The following is a 16,677-nucleotide window of genomic DNA, read 5'->3' on the forward strand; positions in this document are numbered from 1 at the left end:
AAAGCGCGTAGTTCTGGAACACCATGGCGATATCGCGATCTGCGGGTGCCACTGTGTTGACGACCTTGTCATCAATGATGATTTCGCCATCCGAAATCCCTTCCAGACCAGCGATCATGCGCAGCAGTGTCGATTTGCCACAGCCAGACGGCCCGACAAGGACGGTGAACTCGCCATGATCGATTTTAAGGTCAATGCCGTGAATGGCCTTGAAGCCGTTCGGGTAGGTTTTCTGGGCCTGATTAAGCGTAACAGTTGCCATCTTGGTTATCCTGTATTCGGATCAATTATTTTCAATTCAGAGATCAGGGAGGACCGGGTTATTTTTCCGTCTCAACCAGACCCTTGACGAACATGCGCTGGAAGATGACCACCACCAGTACGGGCGGAACCGATGCCATGATTGTCAGTGCGAATGCCTTGGGGAACTGAGGTATCTGTCCGCCCTCATAGAGCGAATTGTAGACCTGCTTGATCCCGATAACGATGGTATAGAGCTGATCATCGGTGGTCATCAGGAGCGGCCAAAGATACTGGTTCCAGCCAACCACAAACATGATGATGAAGATCGCAGCAATCATGGTCACCGACAGGGGAACCAGAATGTCGATGAAGAACCGGATCGGTCCTGCGCCGTCCAGCCTTGCTGCTTCAAGAAGTTCGTCCGGGACCGACCGATAAAACTGCCGGAAGAAAAAGGTTCCAGTGGCGGACGCAATCAGCGGCAGGATCAGACCGGTATATGTGTTGAGCAGCCCAAGGTTCGCCACGACCTCATATGACGGCACGATGCGCACTTCGAGCGGCAACAAAAGGGTCGAGAAAATGATCCAGAACAGCGGCACAGCCAGCTTGAAGCGGAAATAGACAATCGCATAGGCAGCCATCATCGAAATGATGACCTTTCCGATCGCAAAGCCAAGACCAAGCACCATGCTGTTAAACAGCATCTCAAGCGCAGTCACCCTGCCCTTTGTCGCCTCTGCATCAAACAGGATCGCGCCGTAATTGGTGAAGAACTCCCCGCCTGGCAAGAATTGCAGGCCATTCTGGAAGATATACTCGCGGGTGTGGGTTGATGACGCAAAGGCGATCCAGACCGGAAGGATCATGAAAAGTGAGCCAAGCACCAGAATGGTGTGGTTGCTAAAAATACGCCATTTGGACTGATACATGATGACGTTCCCCCTTAATAATGCACTTTGCGTTCGATAAAGCGGAACTGGAACACGGTCAGGACACTAACCATGATCATCAGCAAGACTGACTGTGCGGCACTGCCGCCCATATCCGCACCAAGGAAGCCATCGACATACACCTTGTAAACAAGGGTCGCGGTCGAACCACCCGGGGCACCTTTGGTCGAAACATCGATAATGCCAAACGTCTCGAAAAAGGCGTAAGTCAGGTTGATCACCAGCAGGAAGAAGGTTGTCGGTGCCAAAAGCGGGAATGTGATGGTCCAGAAGCGACGCTCGGGACTCTTGCAGTCAAGAGTCGCTGCTTCCTGAACCGACTTCGGAATCCCCTGCAGCCCTGAGAGGAAGAAGATGAAGTTTACGCTGACCTGTTTCCAGACCGCGATCAGAATGACGATGAAGGCCGCGTCATTGGCGTTTTCGATGTGGTTGAATTCAAACCCGAAACTGTTGAAGGCCTTATAGAGGTCCCCCATGAGCGGGTTGAACATCATGATGCCAAGAAGGCCTGCCACCGGCGGCGCAATGGCATAGCCCCACATCAGAAGCGTTTTATAGGATTTTGCCCCACGGATTACTTCGTCGGCGCGTACTGCAAGAAACAGTGAAATCGCGATCGAAAGCACGGAGACAAGAACGGAAAATACGACGGTAAAGATCGCAGATCGTGTCCACGAACTGCTTGTCAGCACATCTTCAAAATTGCGGAACCAGACGAACTGCGAAGACATGCCAAAGGCGTCTTCAAGCAAAAACGACTGGTACAGCGCCTGGGCCGCAGGCCACAGGAAAAATATGGAAATAATTAGAATTTGGGGTGCGATAAACAGGTATGGCACCGCGCTGTGTTCAAACTGTACGCGCTTCATCGGGAACGCAACCTCAGAGCAAAATCAGAAAATGCAAAACAGGGCGGCCAAATCATCGGCCGCCCCGCTTTGGCGAAAAGCAGATTAGTTCGAGTAGGTATCGTTGAAGCGCTTCAGCAGACCGTTTGCTTCTTCTTCGATGGTCGCAAAGGCAGCATCTACGGTTTCTTCGCCGTTCATGATCTTGTCGACTTCACGATAAATCACTTCGCGGATCTGAACATAGAAGCCAAGACGGTAACCCTTGGTCCACTCGCCACCTTCTTCGGAAAGCTGGGTGATGCCGACTTCTGCATCCGGGCTTTCCTTGTAGTAGCCATCTTCTTTGGCCAGCTCATAAGCCGCATTGGTGATCGGGACATAACCGGTTTCTTTGTGCCAGTAGTACTGGGTTTCCGGTTTGGTCAGGAATTTGAAGAATTCGGCAACACCGGCATCCTGTGCGGCATCATGGCCGGAGAATGCGAACAGAGCAGCACCGCCGATAAAGGTTGATTTCGGTGCATCGCCGGTACCTTCCCAATACGGAAGGGTCGATGCGCCAAAGTCAAACTGTGCGGACTTGCGAAGGCCACCAAACGAACCGGAAGAACCGATCCACATTGCGACCTGCTGCTGCACGAACGCGTCCTGGTTCGCACCCCATGCACGGCCATAATAGCCGTAGTAACCGGCGTCTTTCCAATCCTTGACGTGCTGCCAGTGATCTTTCAGAGCGTCGTTGTTATAAAGGATTTCGACGTCGGTGCTGTCATAACCGTTATTGGCGGTTGCCATCTGCAGGTTGTGGCGCGACATGAAGTTTTCGAAGAAGATCCACGGGCTGTGCGACTGCGCAAGCGCGGTGTAACCAGCTTCTTTGAGCTTCGGAGCAGCAGCTTCGAATTCCTGCCAGGTTTTCGGAACGTCGACACCGGCTTTGTCCAGCGCTTCTTTGTTGTAATACAGAAGCGGGGTCGAGCTGTTGAACGGCATGCCGATCATCTTGCCGTCTGAATCGGCATAGAAGTAACGAACACCCGGGATGTAATCATTGATATCGAAATTGACGTTGTTTGCTTCAAGCAAATCCTGAACCGGCTTAACAGCGCCTTTGGCGTTGATGATGGTTGCAGCACCTGCGTCGAAGATCTGGATGATGTTCGGCTGGTTCTTCGCGCGGAACGCTGCGATGCCGGCCGTCATGGTGTCTTCGTAGCCGCCCTTGTTGATGGATACGAGTTTGTATTCATCCTGGCTTGCGTTGAAGTCTTCGGTGATCTGGTTGACAACGTCGCCAAGTGCGCCGTCCATTGCATGCCACCAGGTGATCTCGGTTGCAGCCTGTGCGGTGTTGCCGATGGCAAACACGGCAGCAGCAGCCATCAGTGTTTTGCGGAACATGGTCAAGTAACTCCCTATTGAAAACTTGGCACGGAACGCCGCCCGTAATTCGGCGACCGGCTAGGCGTTCGTTTTGTTCTTGAGGGCCGTTTTGCTCAAGTGACAGTTTTCGGAAACTTACTTTTGATGTGCGAATGGGCGGCGAAATGACACAAAACTCGCCAATAAATGATCAAGTGAACATCCAATATGTTCACTATGAAGCTAACTGGCGGCGCTGCTTTGAAAGGATCAAAGATCCAGTGTTTGCCTAGTGTTCCGTCAATCAGGCAGCGGAAGTGCCGTGAAATGCAGACACGCGGAAAGCGTCAAGTGTTGCAGGCAAGTGAAAGTTTTGCGACCAAATCATGAAGATCGCCCTGCGGCGTCCATGGTTAACCTTGTTGTATGGAATGTTCGTGTTCGAATATTTCGCCTATCCGCGAAAATGGGCGGTGCAGACGACTTCTTCACAATTGTTCGTTAAGGTCGTTGCAGCCATCAAATCATCCAATTACGATGCCCAACCGTCCACGACCGCAGGGTTGATCCTGCGACCACCGTAACTTGGATACGCAACAACCGGAGACCCAGGCGTGAGTGACTTTGCCATATCAAATGCCCGACTCTTTGACGGGACACGCTTCCTGTCGGGGCATTCTGTTCTGGTCACGGATGGCAAGATCGATGCCGTTGTTGCGGATAAGGATCTACCAGCTGGTATCAAAACAATAGACGGCAGCGGCCAAACCCTCTCCCCCGGTCTGATTGATGTGCAGGTCAATGGTGGCGGCGGTGTCTTGCTGAATGATGCGCCTGATCTTGAGACCATTAAAACCATGGTCGCTGCGCATCGCCGGTTTGGCACGACATCCATGCTGCCAACCCTGATTACCGATTCACGGGCCAAGATGGAGGCGGCGATTGCTGCCGTTCAGGACGCGCTCGATAACGGCATAGCTGGTGTCGTCGGCATTCACCTTGAAGGACCGTATCTCAATCTCAAACGCCGTGGCGTGCATTCGGCTGATCAGATCAGACCGATGGAACCTGATGCAATAGAACTCGTCTCCAAGCTTCGCAATGGATGCACTTTACTCACCCTTGCACCGGAACTGCTTGATAAAGGCGTGATTGCAAAGCTCGTTGCCCGCGATGTTCGTGTTTGCGCCGGACATACAGCGGGCACCTATGATGATATCATGTCGGCAATCGATGAAGGCATGCAGGGCTTCACGCATCTTTTCAATGCCATGAGCCCCCTGACCCATCGGGAGCCGGGCGTTGTCGGTGCAGCGCTTTCAGATGATCGCACATGGTGTGGCCTGATCGCGGACGGGTTTCACGTCCATGCTGCCGTGATCAAAACCGCCGTCCGCGCCAAGGCCGCGGGCAAGGTGATGCTGGTCACCGATGCCATGCCAACGGTTGGTGCCGCCGATAAACGGTTCAAGCTGGGCGATGAGGAAATCATTGCAGTTGCTGGGCGCTGCGCGCTCGCGGATGGGACGTTAGCGGGTTCGGACCTTGATATGATTTCAGCTGTGCGCAATTGCATGGAAATTGCCGAAATCGGGCTTGATGAAGCGCTTCGCATGGCGTCGCTTTATCCAGCGGAGTTCCTCGGGCTTGGTGATGTTCTTGGTCGCTTGGCACCGGGCTATCAGGCCGATATGATTTTGTTTGATGATCAGTTCAAAGTGACGCAAAGCTGGATCAAGGGCGTGCAAGAGAGTTACGCCTGAGCAAACGCAATATTTTCCGAAAGTCTATGACGGAAAGCCTTGACCTGAGACAGCATTTCGAAGATGCATTGGGCTCTGTAACAGTTTGTATGCAGGGTCTTCAGGTGATTTTGCTGCTGATCTGTTTTTACTCTGACCCCCAGGAGGAGTACCCACATGCCTTCCGTTAAACCCGGTGTTGTTACCGGTGCTGCCTATCGCGAACTCGTTTCTGCCTGCAAGCAGGACGGTTACGCCCTTCCCGCCGTCAATATTACGTCTTCAAGCACGATGAACGCAGCCCTTGAAGCTGCTGCAAATGCCGGATCTGACATTATCATTCAGCTTTCGAATGGTGGTGCACAGTTCTTTGCCGGCAAGGGCATCAAGGACGCTGCTGCGGCCCGTGTTCTCGGCGCCGTATCTGCTGCGCGTCATGCACAGCTTCTGGCCGAACATTATGGTGTTGCTGTTGTCATGCATACCGACCACGCAAACCGCAAGTTTGTGCCATGGGTCGATGAAATGCTGAAATGGAGCGAAAAGGCCTATGCCGAAACTGGCAAGGCGCTTTACAGCTCTCATATGCTGGATCTGTCCGAAGAATCCGTTGAAGACAACCTCGCGACCTGCGAGACCTTCCTGAAACGGATGTCAGCCATCGAGATGAGCCTTGAGATCGAACTGGGCGTCACCGGTGGTGAAGAAGACGGTATCGGTCATGAGCTTGATACCTCGGTTGAGGAAATCGATCCGCGCCTTTACACCCGCCCGGAAGAAGTCGAAGAAGCTTATCGCCGTCTCTCGCCGCTTGGTCACTTCTCGGTCGCGGCAGCGTTTGGCAACGTGCACGGCGTTTACAAGCCCGGCAACGTGAAGCTTCGCCCGGAGATCCTTCTGGAAAGCCAGAAATACGTGGCCGAAAAGCACGGTCTGGGTGATCGCCCGCTCGACTTCGTATTCCATGGCGGTTCCGGTTCGGAAAAAGAGAAAATCGAAGAAGCTGTCAGCTATGGCTGCTTCAAGATGAATATCGATACCGATACCCAGTTCGCCTATGCCCGCCCGGTTGGCGAGTATGTCGAAGCCAACGCACGTGCGTTCAAGTATCAGGTCGACCCGGAAACCGATCAGCCATACAAAAAGCAGTATGACCCGCGCGTCTGGATCCGCGAAGCTGAGCTGTCGATGGCAGCACGCCTTGAAGAAGCTTTCAAGGACCTCGGTGCAACCGGTCGTACGGTTACCAAAGGCTAAGCCAGATCAAAAACCTGACCGTTCCGGTCACAGGATTTATGAAGCCCGCCGGTCTTGTTCGGCGGGCTTTTTCGTGGCTCTGTCATGCATCGGGTTGTTAATTGCGGATCTCCTGACAAATACTGACAGGAACTGTCAGGGGTGCGCTTGCGTATAGCTTACGGCTCCTCTATACACTTTCCGAACAATTCAGGAACAAAAGGCCCGACATGCTGACGAAAATCTCGGTTCGCGGTGCGAAAGAACACAACCTTCAGAACATTGATGTTGAACTGCCGCGCGATTCCCTCGTGGTGATTACCGGTCTGTCGGGATCAGGCAAAAGTTCTCTGGCCTTTGATACCATCTATGCCGAAGGTCAGCGCCGCTATGTCGAAAGCCTGTCGGCCTATGCCCGCCAGTTCCTGGAACTGATGCAAAAGCCCGATGTCGAATATATCGACGGGCTGTCACCAGCCATCTCCATCGAACAAAAGACGACCTCGAAGAACCCGCGTTCGACCGTTGGCACCGTCACCGAAATTTATGACTATATGCGTCTGTTGTGGGCGCGTGTCGGCATCCCCTATTCGCCCGCCACAGGTCTGCCGATTGTCAGTCAGACCGTTTCGCAAATGGTCGACCGCGTCATGGAGATGGAGGAAGGTACGCGTCTTTACCTTCTGGCCCCGATCGTGCGTGGCCGTAAAGGTGAATACAAAAAAGAACTGCGTGAACTTCGCGCACGCGGCTTCCAGCGCGTCAAGATCGATGGCGAAATGTATGACATCGACGAAGCACCGGAACTGAACAAGAATCTCAAACACGATATTTCAGTCGTGGTTGATCGCCTGATCGTCAAGGATGGCATTTCAACCCGTCTGGCAGACAGCTTTGAAACCGCGCTTGAACTTACCGACGGCATCGTTTTGACCGAAGATGCCAAAACCGGCGAAACCACTGTTTTTTCAGCAAAGTTCGCCTGCCCGGTTTCCGGCTTTACCATCGAGGAAATCGAACCGCGACTGTTCTCATTCAACAACCCGTTTGGTGCCTGCCCGGCCTGTGATGGCCTTGGCACCCAGATGGAATTCGACCCGATGCTGGTCGTCCCGGATGAAAGCAAGACGCTCGAAAACGGTGCCGTCGCGCCCTGGGCCAGTACAACATCGAAATACTATCTCCAGACCCTGAAATCGGTTGCCAAGCACTTTGACTTCAAAACCAATGTCCCTTGGGAAAAACTGCCCAAGAAAGCACAGGACATCATCCTGCATGGATCGGGCGAAGAAGAAGTCACGGTGACCTATGATGACGGATCACGTAGCTATAAGGTGTCGCGTCCGTTTGAAGGTGTCATTCCCAACATGTCGCGCCGCTGGCGTGAAACCGACAGCCAGTGGGCCCGTGATGAACTGTCCAAATACCAGATGGTGTCGCACTGCCCCACCTGCACGGGCAAACGCCTGAAACCCGAAGCACTGGCAGTAAAGGTTGATGGCTGCGACATTTCGCAGGTCACCGATCTTTCGATTGCCAAGGCCGCCGACTGGTTCCTGGCACTGGAAGATAAGCTGAACGCAAAAGAAACCGAGATTGCGCGTCGCATCCTTCGCGAAATCAATGATCGGCTGCGTTTCCTGCGCGATGTCGGCCTGGATTACTTATCGATGTCCCGCACATCCGGCACGCTTTCCGGCGGCGAAAGCCAGCGTATCCGGCTGGCGTCCCAGATCGGTTCGGGCCTGACAGGTGTTTTGTATGTGCTCGATGAACCATCCATCGGCCTGCATCAGCGCGACAACGACCGCTTGCTTGAAACGCTGAAACGCTTGCGTGACCTTGGCAATACGGTCCTTGTCGTCGAACATGACGAGGACGCCATTCGGGCTGCCGACTATGTTGTGGATATGGGCCCGGGTGCCGGTATTCATGGCGGCCGTATCGTTGCCGAAGGAACCCCGGAACAGATCCAGCAAAACCCAGACAGCCTGACGGGGAAATACCTTGTCGGCGTTGAACAGATTGCAGTTCCAAAAGAACGCCGCAAGGGCAATGGCAAGGCAATTACCATCAAAGGGGCAACGGCCAACAACCTGCAGGGCATTGATGTAGATTTCCCACTCGGCAAGTTCATCTGTGTGACCGGGGTTTCGGGCGGCGGGAAATCAAGCCTTGTGATTGAGACGCTGTATAAGGCGCTGGCCAAGCGGATGCATAATGCCCGCCATCACCCCGGCGCACATGACGAGATCACGGGTGTCGAACTGATCGACAAGATCATTGATATTGACCAAAGCCCGATTGGCAGAACCCCGCGTTCCAACCCGGTGACCTATACCGGTGCGTTCACCCCCATCCGTGAATGGTTCGCCCAATTGCCAGAGGCAAAAACACGCGGCTACAAGCCCGGTCGTTTTTCCTTCAACGTCAAGGGTGGACGCTGCGAAGCATGCCAGGGCGATGGCGTCATCAAAATTGAAATGCACTTCCTGCCCGACGTTTATGTCGAATGTGACCAGTGCAAAGGCCATCGCTACAACCGCGAGACATTGGAAATATCGTTTAAAGGCAAATCGATATCCGACGTCCTTGATATGACAGTCGAAGAAGGCGCCGATTTTTTCAAGGCCGTTCCGTCTATCCGCGACAAGATGGAAACCCTGAAACAGGTCGGACTTTCCTATATCCATCTGGGGCAGCAGGCCACCACCCTGTCGGGTGGTGAAGCCCAACGTGTGAAGCTTGCCAAGGAACTGTCCAAACGCGCGACCGGCCGGACGATCTATATCCTTGATGAGCCGACAACGGGGCTTCATTTCCACGATATCCGCAAACTTCTGGAAGTGCTGCATACGCTTGTCGATCAGGGCAATACGGTTGTCGTGATCGAACACAACCTTGATGTTATCAAGACTGCGGACTGGATTATTGATATCGGGCCCGAGGGCGGTGATGGCGGCGGCCAGTTGGTCGGTGCCGGAACACCGGAAGACATCATGGGCAATGAACGCAGTTACACAGGGCGCTACCTGAAACGCCATCTCGGACTGGAATAAGACATAAGGGCAGCATGAAGCTGCCCTTTTTGTTTTGGCTTAGCCCGAATTCGTGACCCTGTCTTCAACCCGCTTGACCAGCGCAGTACTCAGCCGTTCGCTAAATCCGGACAGGAAGGCGAAGACAAGCACGATAGAAATCTGCTGACCTGCGGCGGCTGATTGGCTGATTTGGTCGAGATCATCAATCTTGTGCAGCTCATCAAGGGGGATTGGCAACATTCCGGCCCTAAGCGCTAAAAGGACAATGATCGCAAAGCAGAACCCCATGCACGGCCGGAACAAGAAATTAAAGAATACGGAGGCCGGTTCCATTTCCCCCCAAGGCACATCCTTGCCAAGGCGCATCATCATGCTGGTCAGGGCACCGATGGCACCGAAACTGCCGACCACGAACAACAGGTCGTAGCTGAAACCAAACAATTTGCCATTGCCGGTGCTGATAAGGTTGTCGACCTGCACAAAAAACAGGACCGCGAAGACAAGGACAATCGGCGAAAGTGCCAAGGCAAGGGCGGCGATACGCAGACTTTTGTTAAAGGCCACCTCAACCGGATTTGCCGGTGGCACCAACCTGGGCCGATCAAGCTGTTCGTGTTTGAGATCGTTTAGATATCCCTGCACGAAACCGTCTCGGCCCTGGTTTAATGCCAGAAGCATGATGATGGCATCTGATTGCTTTCGATCCTGAGCGGCCTTGGTACCGGCATCCTCATCTTCGCGCCACCAACGCAGGAAAGACCGGATCACCATCGAGGATCGCCATCCCTGACGGGTGGCAACCACATATTCGATCATGCCTTCGATGTCGGCGGGACCAAATACGCCCTCGCCCGCGCCGCCGAATGGAAATCCAAGACGTCTTTCCTTGTGATCGCTGTGCGTGTCACCATCGCTGCTCTCGGGCTCTTTGGTGCCTTCGACAAACTCTGCATCCATGACGTGCCGTCGACGCGGCACAAGGCCGATCACCGGACAATGGGTAGGTTCGTATCCATAGGGATGATGCGGGTAGCTCATGGAATGCCATCTTCACGTTATCGGGACAGAACGGCTCTGTCCTGTAAGACGGTTGGGATGTGGTGGTGTGAAAATTTCGGTTATGCAAGGCAATGTGAACAGGTTTGCTCTGCTTGCGGCGCAATTGACTTGAAATCTTCCCCCATGCACCGCTATGTGTGTGCCACACGATCACAATCCACTCTGGCAAGGAGTTCGCACACGTGAATACGGTCAAGCCTGTTCATATTATTGGCGCCGGTCTGGCGGGCAGCGAAGCCGCCTGGCAATTGGCAGAAGCCGGTGTGCCCGTCATCCTGCATGAAATGCGTCCGACGCGCCCGACCGATGCACACCACACCGACAAATGTGCTGAGCTGGTCTGTTCGAATTCATTCCGGTCCGATGACAAGGAATACAATGCTGTCGGCCTGATCCATGATGAAATGCGCCGTGCCGGTTCGATCATCATGCGGTGCGCTGATCAGCATAAGGTACCTGCCGGTGGCGCTTTGGCCGTTGATCGCGAAGGTTTTTCCGAGGCCGTCACAAACGCGCTTGAAAACCATCCTTTGATCACGATGGAGCGCGGCGAAATTGATGGTCTGCCACCAGAAGAATGGGAACATACCATCATTGCGACCGGACCGCTGACATCCGGTGCGCTTGCCGATGCCATTCGCAAGGCAACTGGCGAGGAAAGCCTTGCCTTCTTTGATGCCATCGCACCGATTGTCTATAAGGACAGCATTGATTTCGACAAGGCATGGTTCCAGTCGCGTTACGACAAGGGCGATGGCAAGGATTACATCAATTGCCCGATGTATGAAGATGAGTATAACCGCTTCATCGACGCCCTGATCGAAGGCGAAAAAACCGAATTCAAGGACTGGGAAAAAGACACCCCGTATTTCGACGGATGCCTTCCGATCGAAGTCATGGCCGAACGTGGGCGCGAAACGCTGCGCCATGGCCCGATGAAACCGGTTGGCCTGACCAACCCGCATAATCCGAAAGAAAAGCCACGCGCAATCGTTCAGCTGCGTCAGGACAATGCGCTTGGCACGCTTTACAATATGGTCGGTTTCCAGACCAAACTGAAATACGGCGCGCAGGTTGAAGTCTTCCGCACCATTCCGGGGCTGGAAAATGCCGAATTCGCCCGTCTTGGCGGCATTCACCGCAACACCTTCCTGAACTCGCCACGACTTTTGGATGGGAATCTGCGCCTTAAATCACGTCCTGATCTGCGCTTTGCCGGTCAGATTACAGGCTGTGAAGGATATGTAGAAAGTGCAGCCGTCGGTCTGATGGTTGGACGGTTTACAGCTGCCGAAAAAGCAGGAAAAACCATCCCGACGCCGCCGCTTGCAACCGCCATGGGCGCCCTATTGAACCATATCACCGGCGGTGCCGATGAAAGCACCTTCCAGCCGATGAATGTGAATTTCGGCCTCTTCCCGGATCTTGATCTCAAGAAACGGGTCAAGGGCCGTGATCGCAAGAAGCTTTATAGCGATCGTGCCATTCCGCTGTTTGATGAGTGGCTCAGTACCGTGAACGCAGCCTGAAAAATCAAAAGCCGCATCGAAAGTGATGCGGCTTTTTTCTTTGACCTGACAGGCGCGCGGTCAATAGCGATCAGGTTGTCGCGTCAGCTTGCCCGTAACATCGCGAATTTGTTCCCCGTCACGGAACCGGCGAAAGATCAGATCAAGATTGCCGTCGTCGTCGAGCGTGCGCTTGTAGACCTGCATTTCGTACCCGCCTTCATCATTGATATAAAGCGCGTGAATAGTCAGGGTCTTATCAACAATCCGTGCCCAGAAAAATGGTTCGCCTTTGAGCGGGTCATTGGGAATACGTTTCCCGAACAGCCCCGAACGCATGGCGCTGCCATAGATGTCAGCACGCTCGGTTGCGTAAAACTCGACATCCAGTGAGACGGTTTTTTCACGTCCGTCTGGCTTGTGTATGACCGTTGACCAATCGACGATAAAGCCGCGTTCGGTCTCCTTGATGACAACATCAAGATCACGGGCTTGAAGCTCGTTTTCGGCATGCTCGATGGTCGTGCCATGATAGGACCCCACGAACGGCTCAATGCTTGCGGCACGGGCCTGTGAAACAGTCACGACCGACAGGCACAGCAGCCCGACAAACATCAGGCCGCCAAACCACCGTTTCCGGGTCTTTTTGATCAAATGTGCCATCTTGGTCCTCATGTCGGGCATGCCCGCATCTTGCGCCAGATATCAAAGGGTTACCAACGCTACCACGTACAGTTCAGTGCTGTCCTGACCTTTATTCTCACCATAAGAGATATTTATACAATGGTCATGTGACAAGCGATATCGGATCAATATCTCTTGAGCATCCCGTTAAGGGTCAACCGCAGACTGGCCGGTCGTGCCAAACCGAATTCGGCCGAAAACGGATCATACCCGGACTTGGCAAGCTTGCGCAGATACCCGTCGGCTAGAACCACCGGCAATGCGGCGGCGTGGGCCTGTTTTGGCAACGCTCGGCGATGTTTGCGGGCTTCGGCAATGCGGGCACGCGCCAATTCGGCCAGTTCGCGAATGAACTCACGAATTTCCTGTTTTTTACGGAACTCGAAGACGTCGCCTTGCGCGACCTCGTGATGTTCCATCCTGTCCTTGGGGAGATAAAGGCGTTTTGATCGGCCATGGAACACGATGGCCCGCATAATGCCGACCAAGCCATACGCATTGCCTGCAAGCCGTGCCGCATGGTCTGCATCGTCGCCACCTGCCCCAAGCAGCCTTGACGCCAGAACACTGATCTGCCCGGACGTTTGATCAATATAGCGATCAAGTTCCTGCTGGGTGGCAGGTTGGCGGTCTTCAAGATCAAACTCGCGCGCGGCAACAATCGCCTCAAGGTCGGCGATATCGAGGTGCCCGTCCTTCACCAAATCAGCCAGTGGCTCAACAACTTCGTGCTTGCGCACCTGCCCCGCGCCCAGTTCGGTCAGGGTGTCACGCCACCATTGCAAGCGGATATGGCCCAGCATGACTTCACTGACCATCTCGCGCGTTTTGGAGACTTCCTGATTAAAAGCGTACAGGGTGAACAGAGATTCACGCTTTTCCGGTGCCGCAAACAGCGCGCACAGGAAACGGTCCCGGTCATGGCGCCTGACATAGTCGGCACAGTGGGAAAGCTTTGGCGTATCGGGCATTTATCCTATCCGATCTTACGTTCTGAACGTTGATCGTCTTTTTGGCTGTTGATGATTTCCGGCATGCTTTCGACATATAGCGATTGCGACGGGAATGCGAAAGCAGCGTCCTCTTCCTCGACAATACGTTTGAAAGCGATGATGTGACGGTTGCGGATATCTCGCCACGTCACCCAGTCAGTGGTTTTGGTGAAGTAATAAAGATCAATATTGATCGAACTGGCACCAAAATCTGACAAATGTACCATTTGGGCGACATCGGTCTGGGCGACATCGTCATCGTTCTTCAAAAAATCGCGCAGCTTGTCGACGATCGCTTCCATTTGTTTGGCGGTCGTTCGGTATTCCAGACCAATCACCATCTTGATCCGACGATGTGTCATGCGCGACCAGTTGATCACAGGCGAATCAACGATCTGGGCATTTGGCATCGTAACCAGCGCCTTGGCAAAGGTACGTACCTTGGTCGCCCGCAGGCCCACAACCTCGACCGTTCCTTCGAAGTGCGGTGTTTCGATCCAGTCGCCGCGCTTATACAGGTTGTCGGCGAAAATGGTCAGGCCACCAAAGATATTGGCAACAGAATCCTTTGCCGCCAACGCAACTGCCATCCCGGCAAGACCAAGACCACCCAGGAACGCTGAAACATCAATGCCCCAGTTTTCCAGAATGATAACGCCGCCAATAACGACGATCAGGGTCTTTACCCCACGGATGAAGAATTGCCTGAGATCATCGCCAAGCCCGGCACCAAATCGGCCGACCAGCCGATTTAACGATACCCCCAACGGCTCCACAGCGCGAAACAGCGCCCAGAAGACACAGAAACCAGCCGCGATTGAAATAGCCTCAACAGCAAAGGCATCAATTTCTTCGGGGAGTGTCAGGACCTCGGTTGCGAAATAAACCCCAAGCAGCATGAACAAAGCCTGCAAAGGCAGTGCAAAGGCATCAAGCACATTGCCCATCATGCTTTCTGAACGCTGCTGTGCAATCCGACGCAAGATAGCAAGTGCACCACGCACCAGAACCCGCTTGAAGATAAAGAAAACAAGCAGCACCAAGGCAGCACCGACAAGCCTTCCGATCTCCCCTCCACCAAGCATATCGACCCACGAATTCATGTGGCCGATCACCTCTTCGTTCAGGTTGTCCAGTTCGGTTGTGATTTCATCCATGGCTTGTAAGCTGTTCTGATGTTAAGGTTATTAGGACTTCTGACTTGGTACGACTATGTAGCACATCGTTCTCTGGCCTCTGTATAACAACTAAATTGGCTCAGGCATATGGCATCATTTGCGTCCGGAAGCTTACACATTATCGGCGGCGGTCTGGCCGGTTCGGCACTTGCCACCTGCATGGCCGAGGACGGCTTTGACGTAACGCTATATGACGAAGCCGAGCCATTTGAAAGCCGCTGGACGCGCGGCATGCACACTGCACCTGAAAGCCACAAAACAGCAGAGCCAGAGATATTTTATGATCCGTCGGGGCTGGTCGCCGATTTCTTTGCTGGCTACTCGGAAATTCCCACGAAACTGATCAGACCGGCCCATTGTGTGATGGGATTGAAACGCGGGCGTCGCAAACCCGCCATTGTATCGCTTGATCAGGGTATATCGCGGGCACTGATTTCTAGACGGATAAGCATTGCGGCGCGTGCCTATACCGCACTGACACTTTGGCAACAACGATCTACCAGTGAAGAAAACCGGCTCGACAGCACGTTCTCATCGGGTGCATTTGACTCTGACGACAAAGCCCATCAGCCCGGCACCTATCATCGTGATGCGCTTACTGTTCTGGCCGAAGTTCTGTTTTCCATGCCTGCCCATCGATGTTCAAAGTCCCTGTTGGCACGGGTTCTGGTGCCAAGGTTACGCGGGATGCTGGCGCGCCATCATGAACCGGTGTTTGCGGCGATTGATCCGATTATCCTCAACGATATTGCCCTGCCTGCCCTGCGTGAACGGTTCCTGGCTGCTGGCGGGACCATCAAAAGTCGAACAAAACTTGGCGATATTGACAGTACATCCGACTACGCGACCGATTTGCTGTTCGAAGATGACAGTCAGATTGTTCTGAACCCTGATGATGCCGTTGTTCTGGCCCTGCACCCCAAACCATTATGCGATGCGGTGCCCGATATCGGGATATCACCCGCACCTGCACATCGGCGCTGCATGACGTTTGAAATGCGCAAACCATTTGCGGAGCCACAAGCCCTGCTGGTCAGTGATGATATCGTGCGTGCGATCTACTGCAATCGTCGTCATCTTCAGGTAAGCCTGAACAGCAGCTTGCAGCTGCAAGATACCCAGAACGCCGATCAATTTGCACAGCTTGTCTGGCAACGTTGTGTTTGGCTCTGCGACCAGTACCTTAATCTTGATTTGCAAACGCGATCGGATAATGCGGACAATGCACTGTATCCCAACCACTTGTTCATCAACGCCGAAGCTCCGTTTCCTGAAATGACGCCGGGAATGGCTGCCAGCCGACAGCAACTGCGAGCACCATGGAAAAACGTATTTCTGTGTGGGGATGTCTTCCCGATTGATCAGGCCCCGGGACCGGCGGCACTTTTTTCAAGCGTGCTTGATATCCGCCATGAACTGCAGAAGTTCTTTGCGTAAGCGTCAGACAGCAATCATCGCCGCTGCAACGCGGCGTGCTTCAGACACCAGAACATTGTAGGTCCGGCAAGCAGCACCGGTATCCATTGGCTCGATGACAATACCGTGCGGCTTGAGCGCCTGGCGCCACTCAAGCGGGACAGGTGTTAGACGTGTCCCCATGCCAAGCAACAGGATCTCAATTTCATCGGCCTTTTCGATCACCCGGGAAAAAGATTCCGGCGTGATGTCGTCTTTTGTCGTGACGTTCCATGAATAGACGGCTTCAGGAAACAGCAGGATCGATCCCGTAACCGTTTCTTCGCCAAATCGAAAAATGCCGTCGCCATAGCTGGTGACCATTTTACTGCCTTCGGCGACCAAGGTACTTACTTCAAGAGACATGTTG

Annotated in this window: 15 protein-coding genes; 6 read left to right on the forward strand and 9 right to left on the reverse strand. The window is 53.6% G+C overall.

Annotated features, from left to right (window positions below):
* The 4 genes from B2T33_RS11550 to B2T33_RS11565 all read right to left on the reverse strand — a co-directional run.
* Positions 1–262: ATP-binding cassette domain-containing protein (locus tag B2T33_RS11550; RefSeq protein WP_286792060.1), on the reverse strand; the 262-nt coding region annotated here is incomplete at its 3' end.
* A gap of 58 nt (positions 263–320) precedes the next feature.
* Positions 321–1,175, reverse strand: a complete 855-nt coding sequence (gene ugpE, locus B2T33_RS11555) for a sn-glycerol-3-phosphate ABC transporter permease UgpE (protein WP_197147500.1) — start codon at positions 1,173–1,175, stop codon at positions 321–323.
* Between the two features lie 14 nt (positions 1,176–1,189).
* Positions 1,190–2,068: an ABC transporter permease subunit gene (locus B2T33_RS11560; protein ID WP_008891011.1), complete on the reverse strand. Its 879-nt coding sequence runs from the start codon at positions 2,066–2,068 to the stop codon at positions 1,190–1,192.
* An 84-nt stretch (positions 2,069–2,152) separates the two neighbouring features.
* Positions 2,153–3,451, reverse strand: coding sequence for an extracellular solute-binding protein (locus B2T33_RS11565; RefSeq protein WP_008891010.1), 1,299 nt, complete (start codon positions 3,449–3,451; stop codon positions 2,153–2,155).
* Positions 3,452–3,798: 347 nt separating this feature from the next.
* On the opposite strand from B2T33_RS11565, the gene B2T33_RS11570 reads away from it, so the two are divergent.
* The 4 genes from B2T33_RS11570 to uvrA all read left to right on the forward strand — a co-directional run bounded on the left by B2T33_RS11570 (position 3,799) and on the right by uvrA (position 9,449).
* Positions 3,799–3,996 (forward strand): hypothetical protein, encoded by a 198-nt coding sequence (locus B2T33_RS11570; RefSeq protein ID WP_197147502.1) that lies wholly within the window; start codon positions 3,799–3,801, stop codon positions 3,994–3,996.
* 30 nt (positions 3,997–4,026) lie between these two features.
* Positions 4,027–5,175 (forward strand): N-acetylglucosamine-6-phosphate deacetylase, encoded by a 1,149-nt coding sequence (gene nagA, locus B2T33_RS11575; protein WP_197147503.1) that lies wholly within the window; start codon positions 4,027–4,029, stop codon positions 5,173–5,175.
* Positions 5,176–5,331: 156 nt separating this feature from the next.
* Complete coding sequence (gene fbaA, locus B2T33_RS11580; RefSeq protein ID WP_064781343.1) at positions 5,332–6,411, forward strand: class II fructose-bisphosphate aldolase; 1,080 nt, start codon at positions 5,332–5,334, stop codon at positions 6,409–6,411.
* Between the two features lie 209 nt (positions 6,412–6,620).
* Positions 6,621–9,449, forward strand: coding sequence for an excinuclease ABC subunit UvrA (uvrA, locus tag B2T33_RS11585; RefSeq protein ID WP_197147504.1), 2,829 nt, complete (start codon positions 6,621–6,623; stop codon positions 9,447–9,449).
* Positions 9,450–9,488: 39 nt separating this feature from the next.
* Here uvrA and B2T33_RS11590 read toward each other — a convergent pair whose 3' ends face one another.
* Positions 9,489–10,469, reverse strand: coding sequence for a hypothetical protein (locus tag B2T33_RS11590; protein ID WP_197147505.1), 981 nt, complete (start codon positions 10,467–10,469; stop codon positions 9,489–9,491).
* Between the two features lie 203 nt (positions 10,470–10,672).
* Here B2T33_RS11590 and trmFO point away from each other — a divergent pair, with 203 nt between their 5' ends.
* Positions 10,673–12,019 (forward strand): methylenetetrahydrofolate--tRNA-(uracil(54)-C(5))-methyltransferase (FADH(2)-oxidizing) TrmFO, encoded by a 1,347-nt coding sequence (gene trmFO, locus B2T33_RS11595; RefSeq protein ID WP_008891005.1) that lies wholly within the window; start codon positions 10,673–10,675, stop codon positions 12,017–12,019.
* Between the two features lie 60 nt (positions 12,020–12,079).
* Here the strand turns inward: trmFO and B2T33_RS11600 are convergent, their stop codons facing one another.
* The 3 genes from B2T33_RS11600 to B2T33_RS11610 form a co-directional block, all read right to left on the reverse strand.
* Entirely contained in the window at positions 12,080–12,661 is a 582-nt protein-coding gene (locus B2T33_RS11600; protein WP_252724121.1) for a hypothetical protein, read from the reverse strand.
* Positions 12,662–12,807: 146 nt separating this feature from the next.
* Positions 12,808–13,653: a phytoene/squalene synthase family protein gene (locus B2T33_RS11605; RefSeq protein ID WP_197147507.1), complete on the reverse strand. Its 846-nt coding sequence runs from the start codon at positions 13,651–13,653 to the stop codon at positions 12,808–12,810.
* Positions 13,654–13,658: 5 nt separating this feature from the next.
* Positions 13,659–14,831, reverse strand: a complete 1,173-nt coding sequence (locus B2T33_RS11610) for a mechanosensitive ion channel family protein (protein WP_197147508.1) — start codon at positions 14,829–14,831, stop codon at positions 13,659–13,661.
* Positions 14,832–14,939: 108 nt separating this feature from the next.
* Here B2T33_RS11610 and B2T33_RS11615 point away from each other — a divergent pair, with 108 nt between their 5' ends.
* Positions 14,940–16,289 (forward strand): NAD(P)-binding protein, encoded by a 1,350-nt coding sequence (locus tag B2T33_RS11615; RefSeq protein WP_197147509.1) that lies wholly within the window; start codon positions 14,940–14,942, stop codon positions 16,287–16,289.
* A 3-nt stretch (positions 16,290–16,292) separates the two neighbouring features.
* Here the strand turns inward: B2T33_RS11615 and B2T33_RS11620 are convergent, their stop codons facing one another.
* A complete protein-coding gene (locus tag B2T33_RS11620) occupies positions 16,293–16,673 on the reverse strand; it encodes an Mth938-like domain-containing protein (protein WP_197147510.1) in 381 nt (126 codons plus the stop codon).
* Between the last annotated feature and the right edge of the window lie 4 nt (positions 16,674–16,677).

The sequence above is a fragment of the Thalassospira sp. UBA4513 genome (assembly GCF_002388495.1).
Classification (GTDB): Bacteria; Pseudomonadota; Alphaproteobacteria; order Rhodospirillales; family Thalassospiraceae; genus Thalassospira; species Thalassospira tepidiphila.

Bases quoted from the DNA above. Each gene is read 5' to 3' on its own strand.
- ugpE (WP_197147500.1), bottom strand. From the start codon at position 1,175: ATGTATCAGTCCAAATGGCGTATTTTTAGCAACCACACCATTCTGGTG.
- B2T33_RS11560 (WP_008891011.1), bottom strand. From the start codon at position 2,068: ATGAAGCGCGTACAGTTTGAACACAGCGCGGTGCCATACCTGTTTATC.
- B2T33_RS11565 (WP_008891010.1), bottom strand. From the start codon at position 3,451: ATGTTCCGCAAAACACTGATGGCTGCTGCTGCCGTGTTTGCCATCGGC.
- B2T33_RS11570 (WP_197147502.1), top strand. From the start codon at position 3,799: ATGAAGATCGCCCTGCGGCGTCCATGGTTAACCTTGTTGTATGGAATG.
- fbaA (WP_064781343.1), top strand. From the start codon at position 5,332: ATGCCTTCCGTTAAACCCGGTGTTGTTACCGGTGCTGCCTATCGCGAA.
- uvrA (WP_197147504.1), top strand. From the start codon at position 6,621: ATGCTGACGAAAATCTCGGTTCGCGGTGCGAAAGAACACAACCTTCAG.
- B2T33_RS11590 (WP_197147505.1), bottom strand. From the start codon at position 10,469: ATGAGCTACCCGCATCATCCCTATGGATACGAACCTACCCATTGTCCG.
- B2T33_RS11600 (WP_252724121.1), bottom strand. From the start codon at position 12,661: ATGGCACATTTGATCAAAAAGACCCGGAAACGGTGGTTTGGCGGCCTG.
- B2T33_RS11605 (WP_197147507.1), bottom strand. From the start codon at position 13,653: ATGCCCGATACGCCAAAGCTTTCCCACTGTGCCGACTATGTCAGGCGC.
- B2T33_RS11610 (WP_197147508.1), bottom strand. From the start codon at position 14,831: ATGGATGAAATCACAACCGAACTGGACAACCTGAACGAAGAGGTGATC.
- B2T33_RS11615 (WP_197147509.1), top strand. From the start codon at position 14,940: ATGGCATCATTTGCGTCCGGAAGCTTACACATTATCGGCGGCGGTCTG.
- B2T33_RS11620 (WP_197147510.1), bottom strand. From the start codon at position 16,673: ATGTCTCTTGAAGTAAGTACCTTGGTCGCCGAAGGCAGTAAAATGGTC.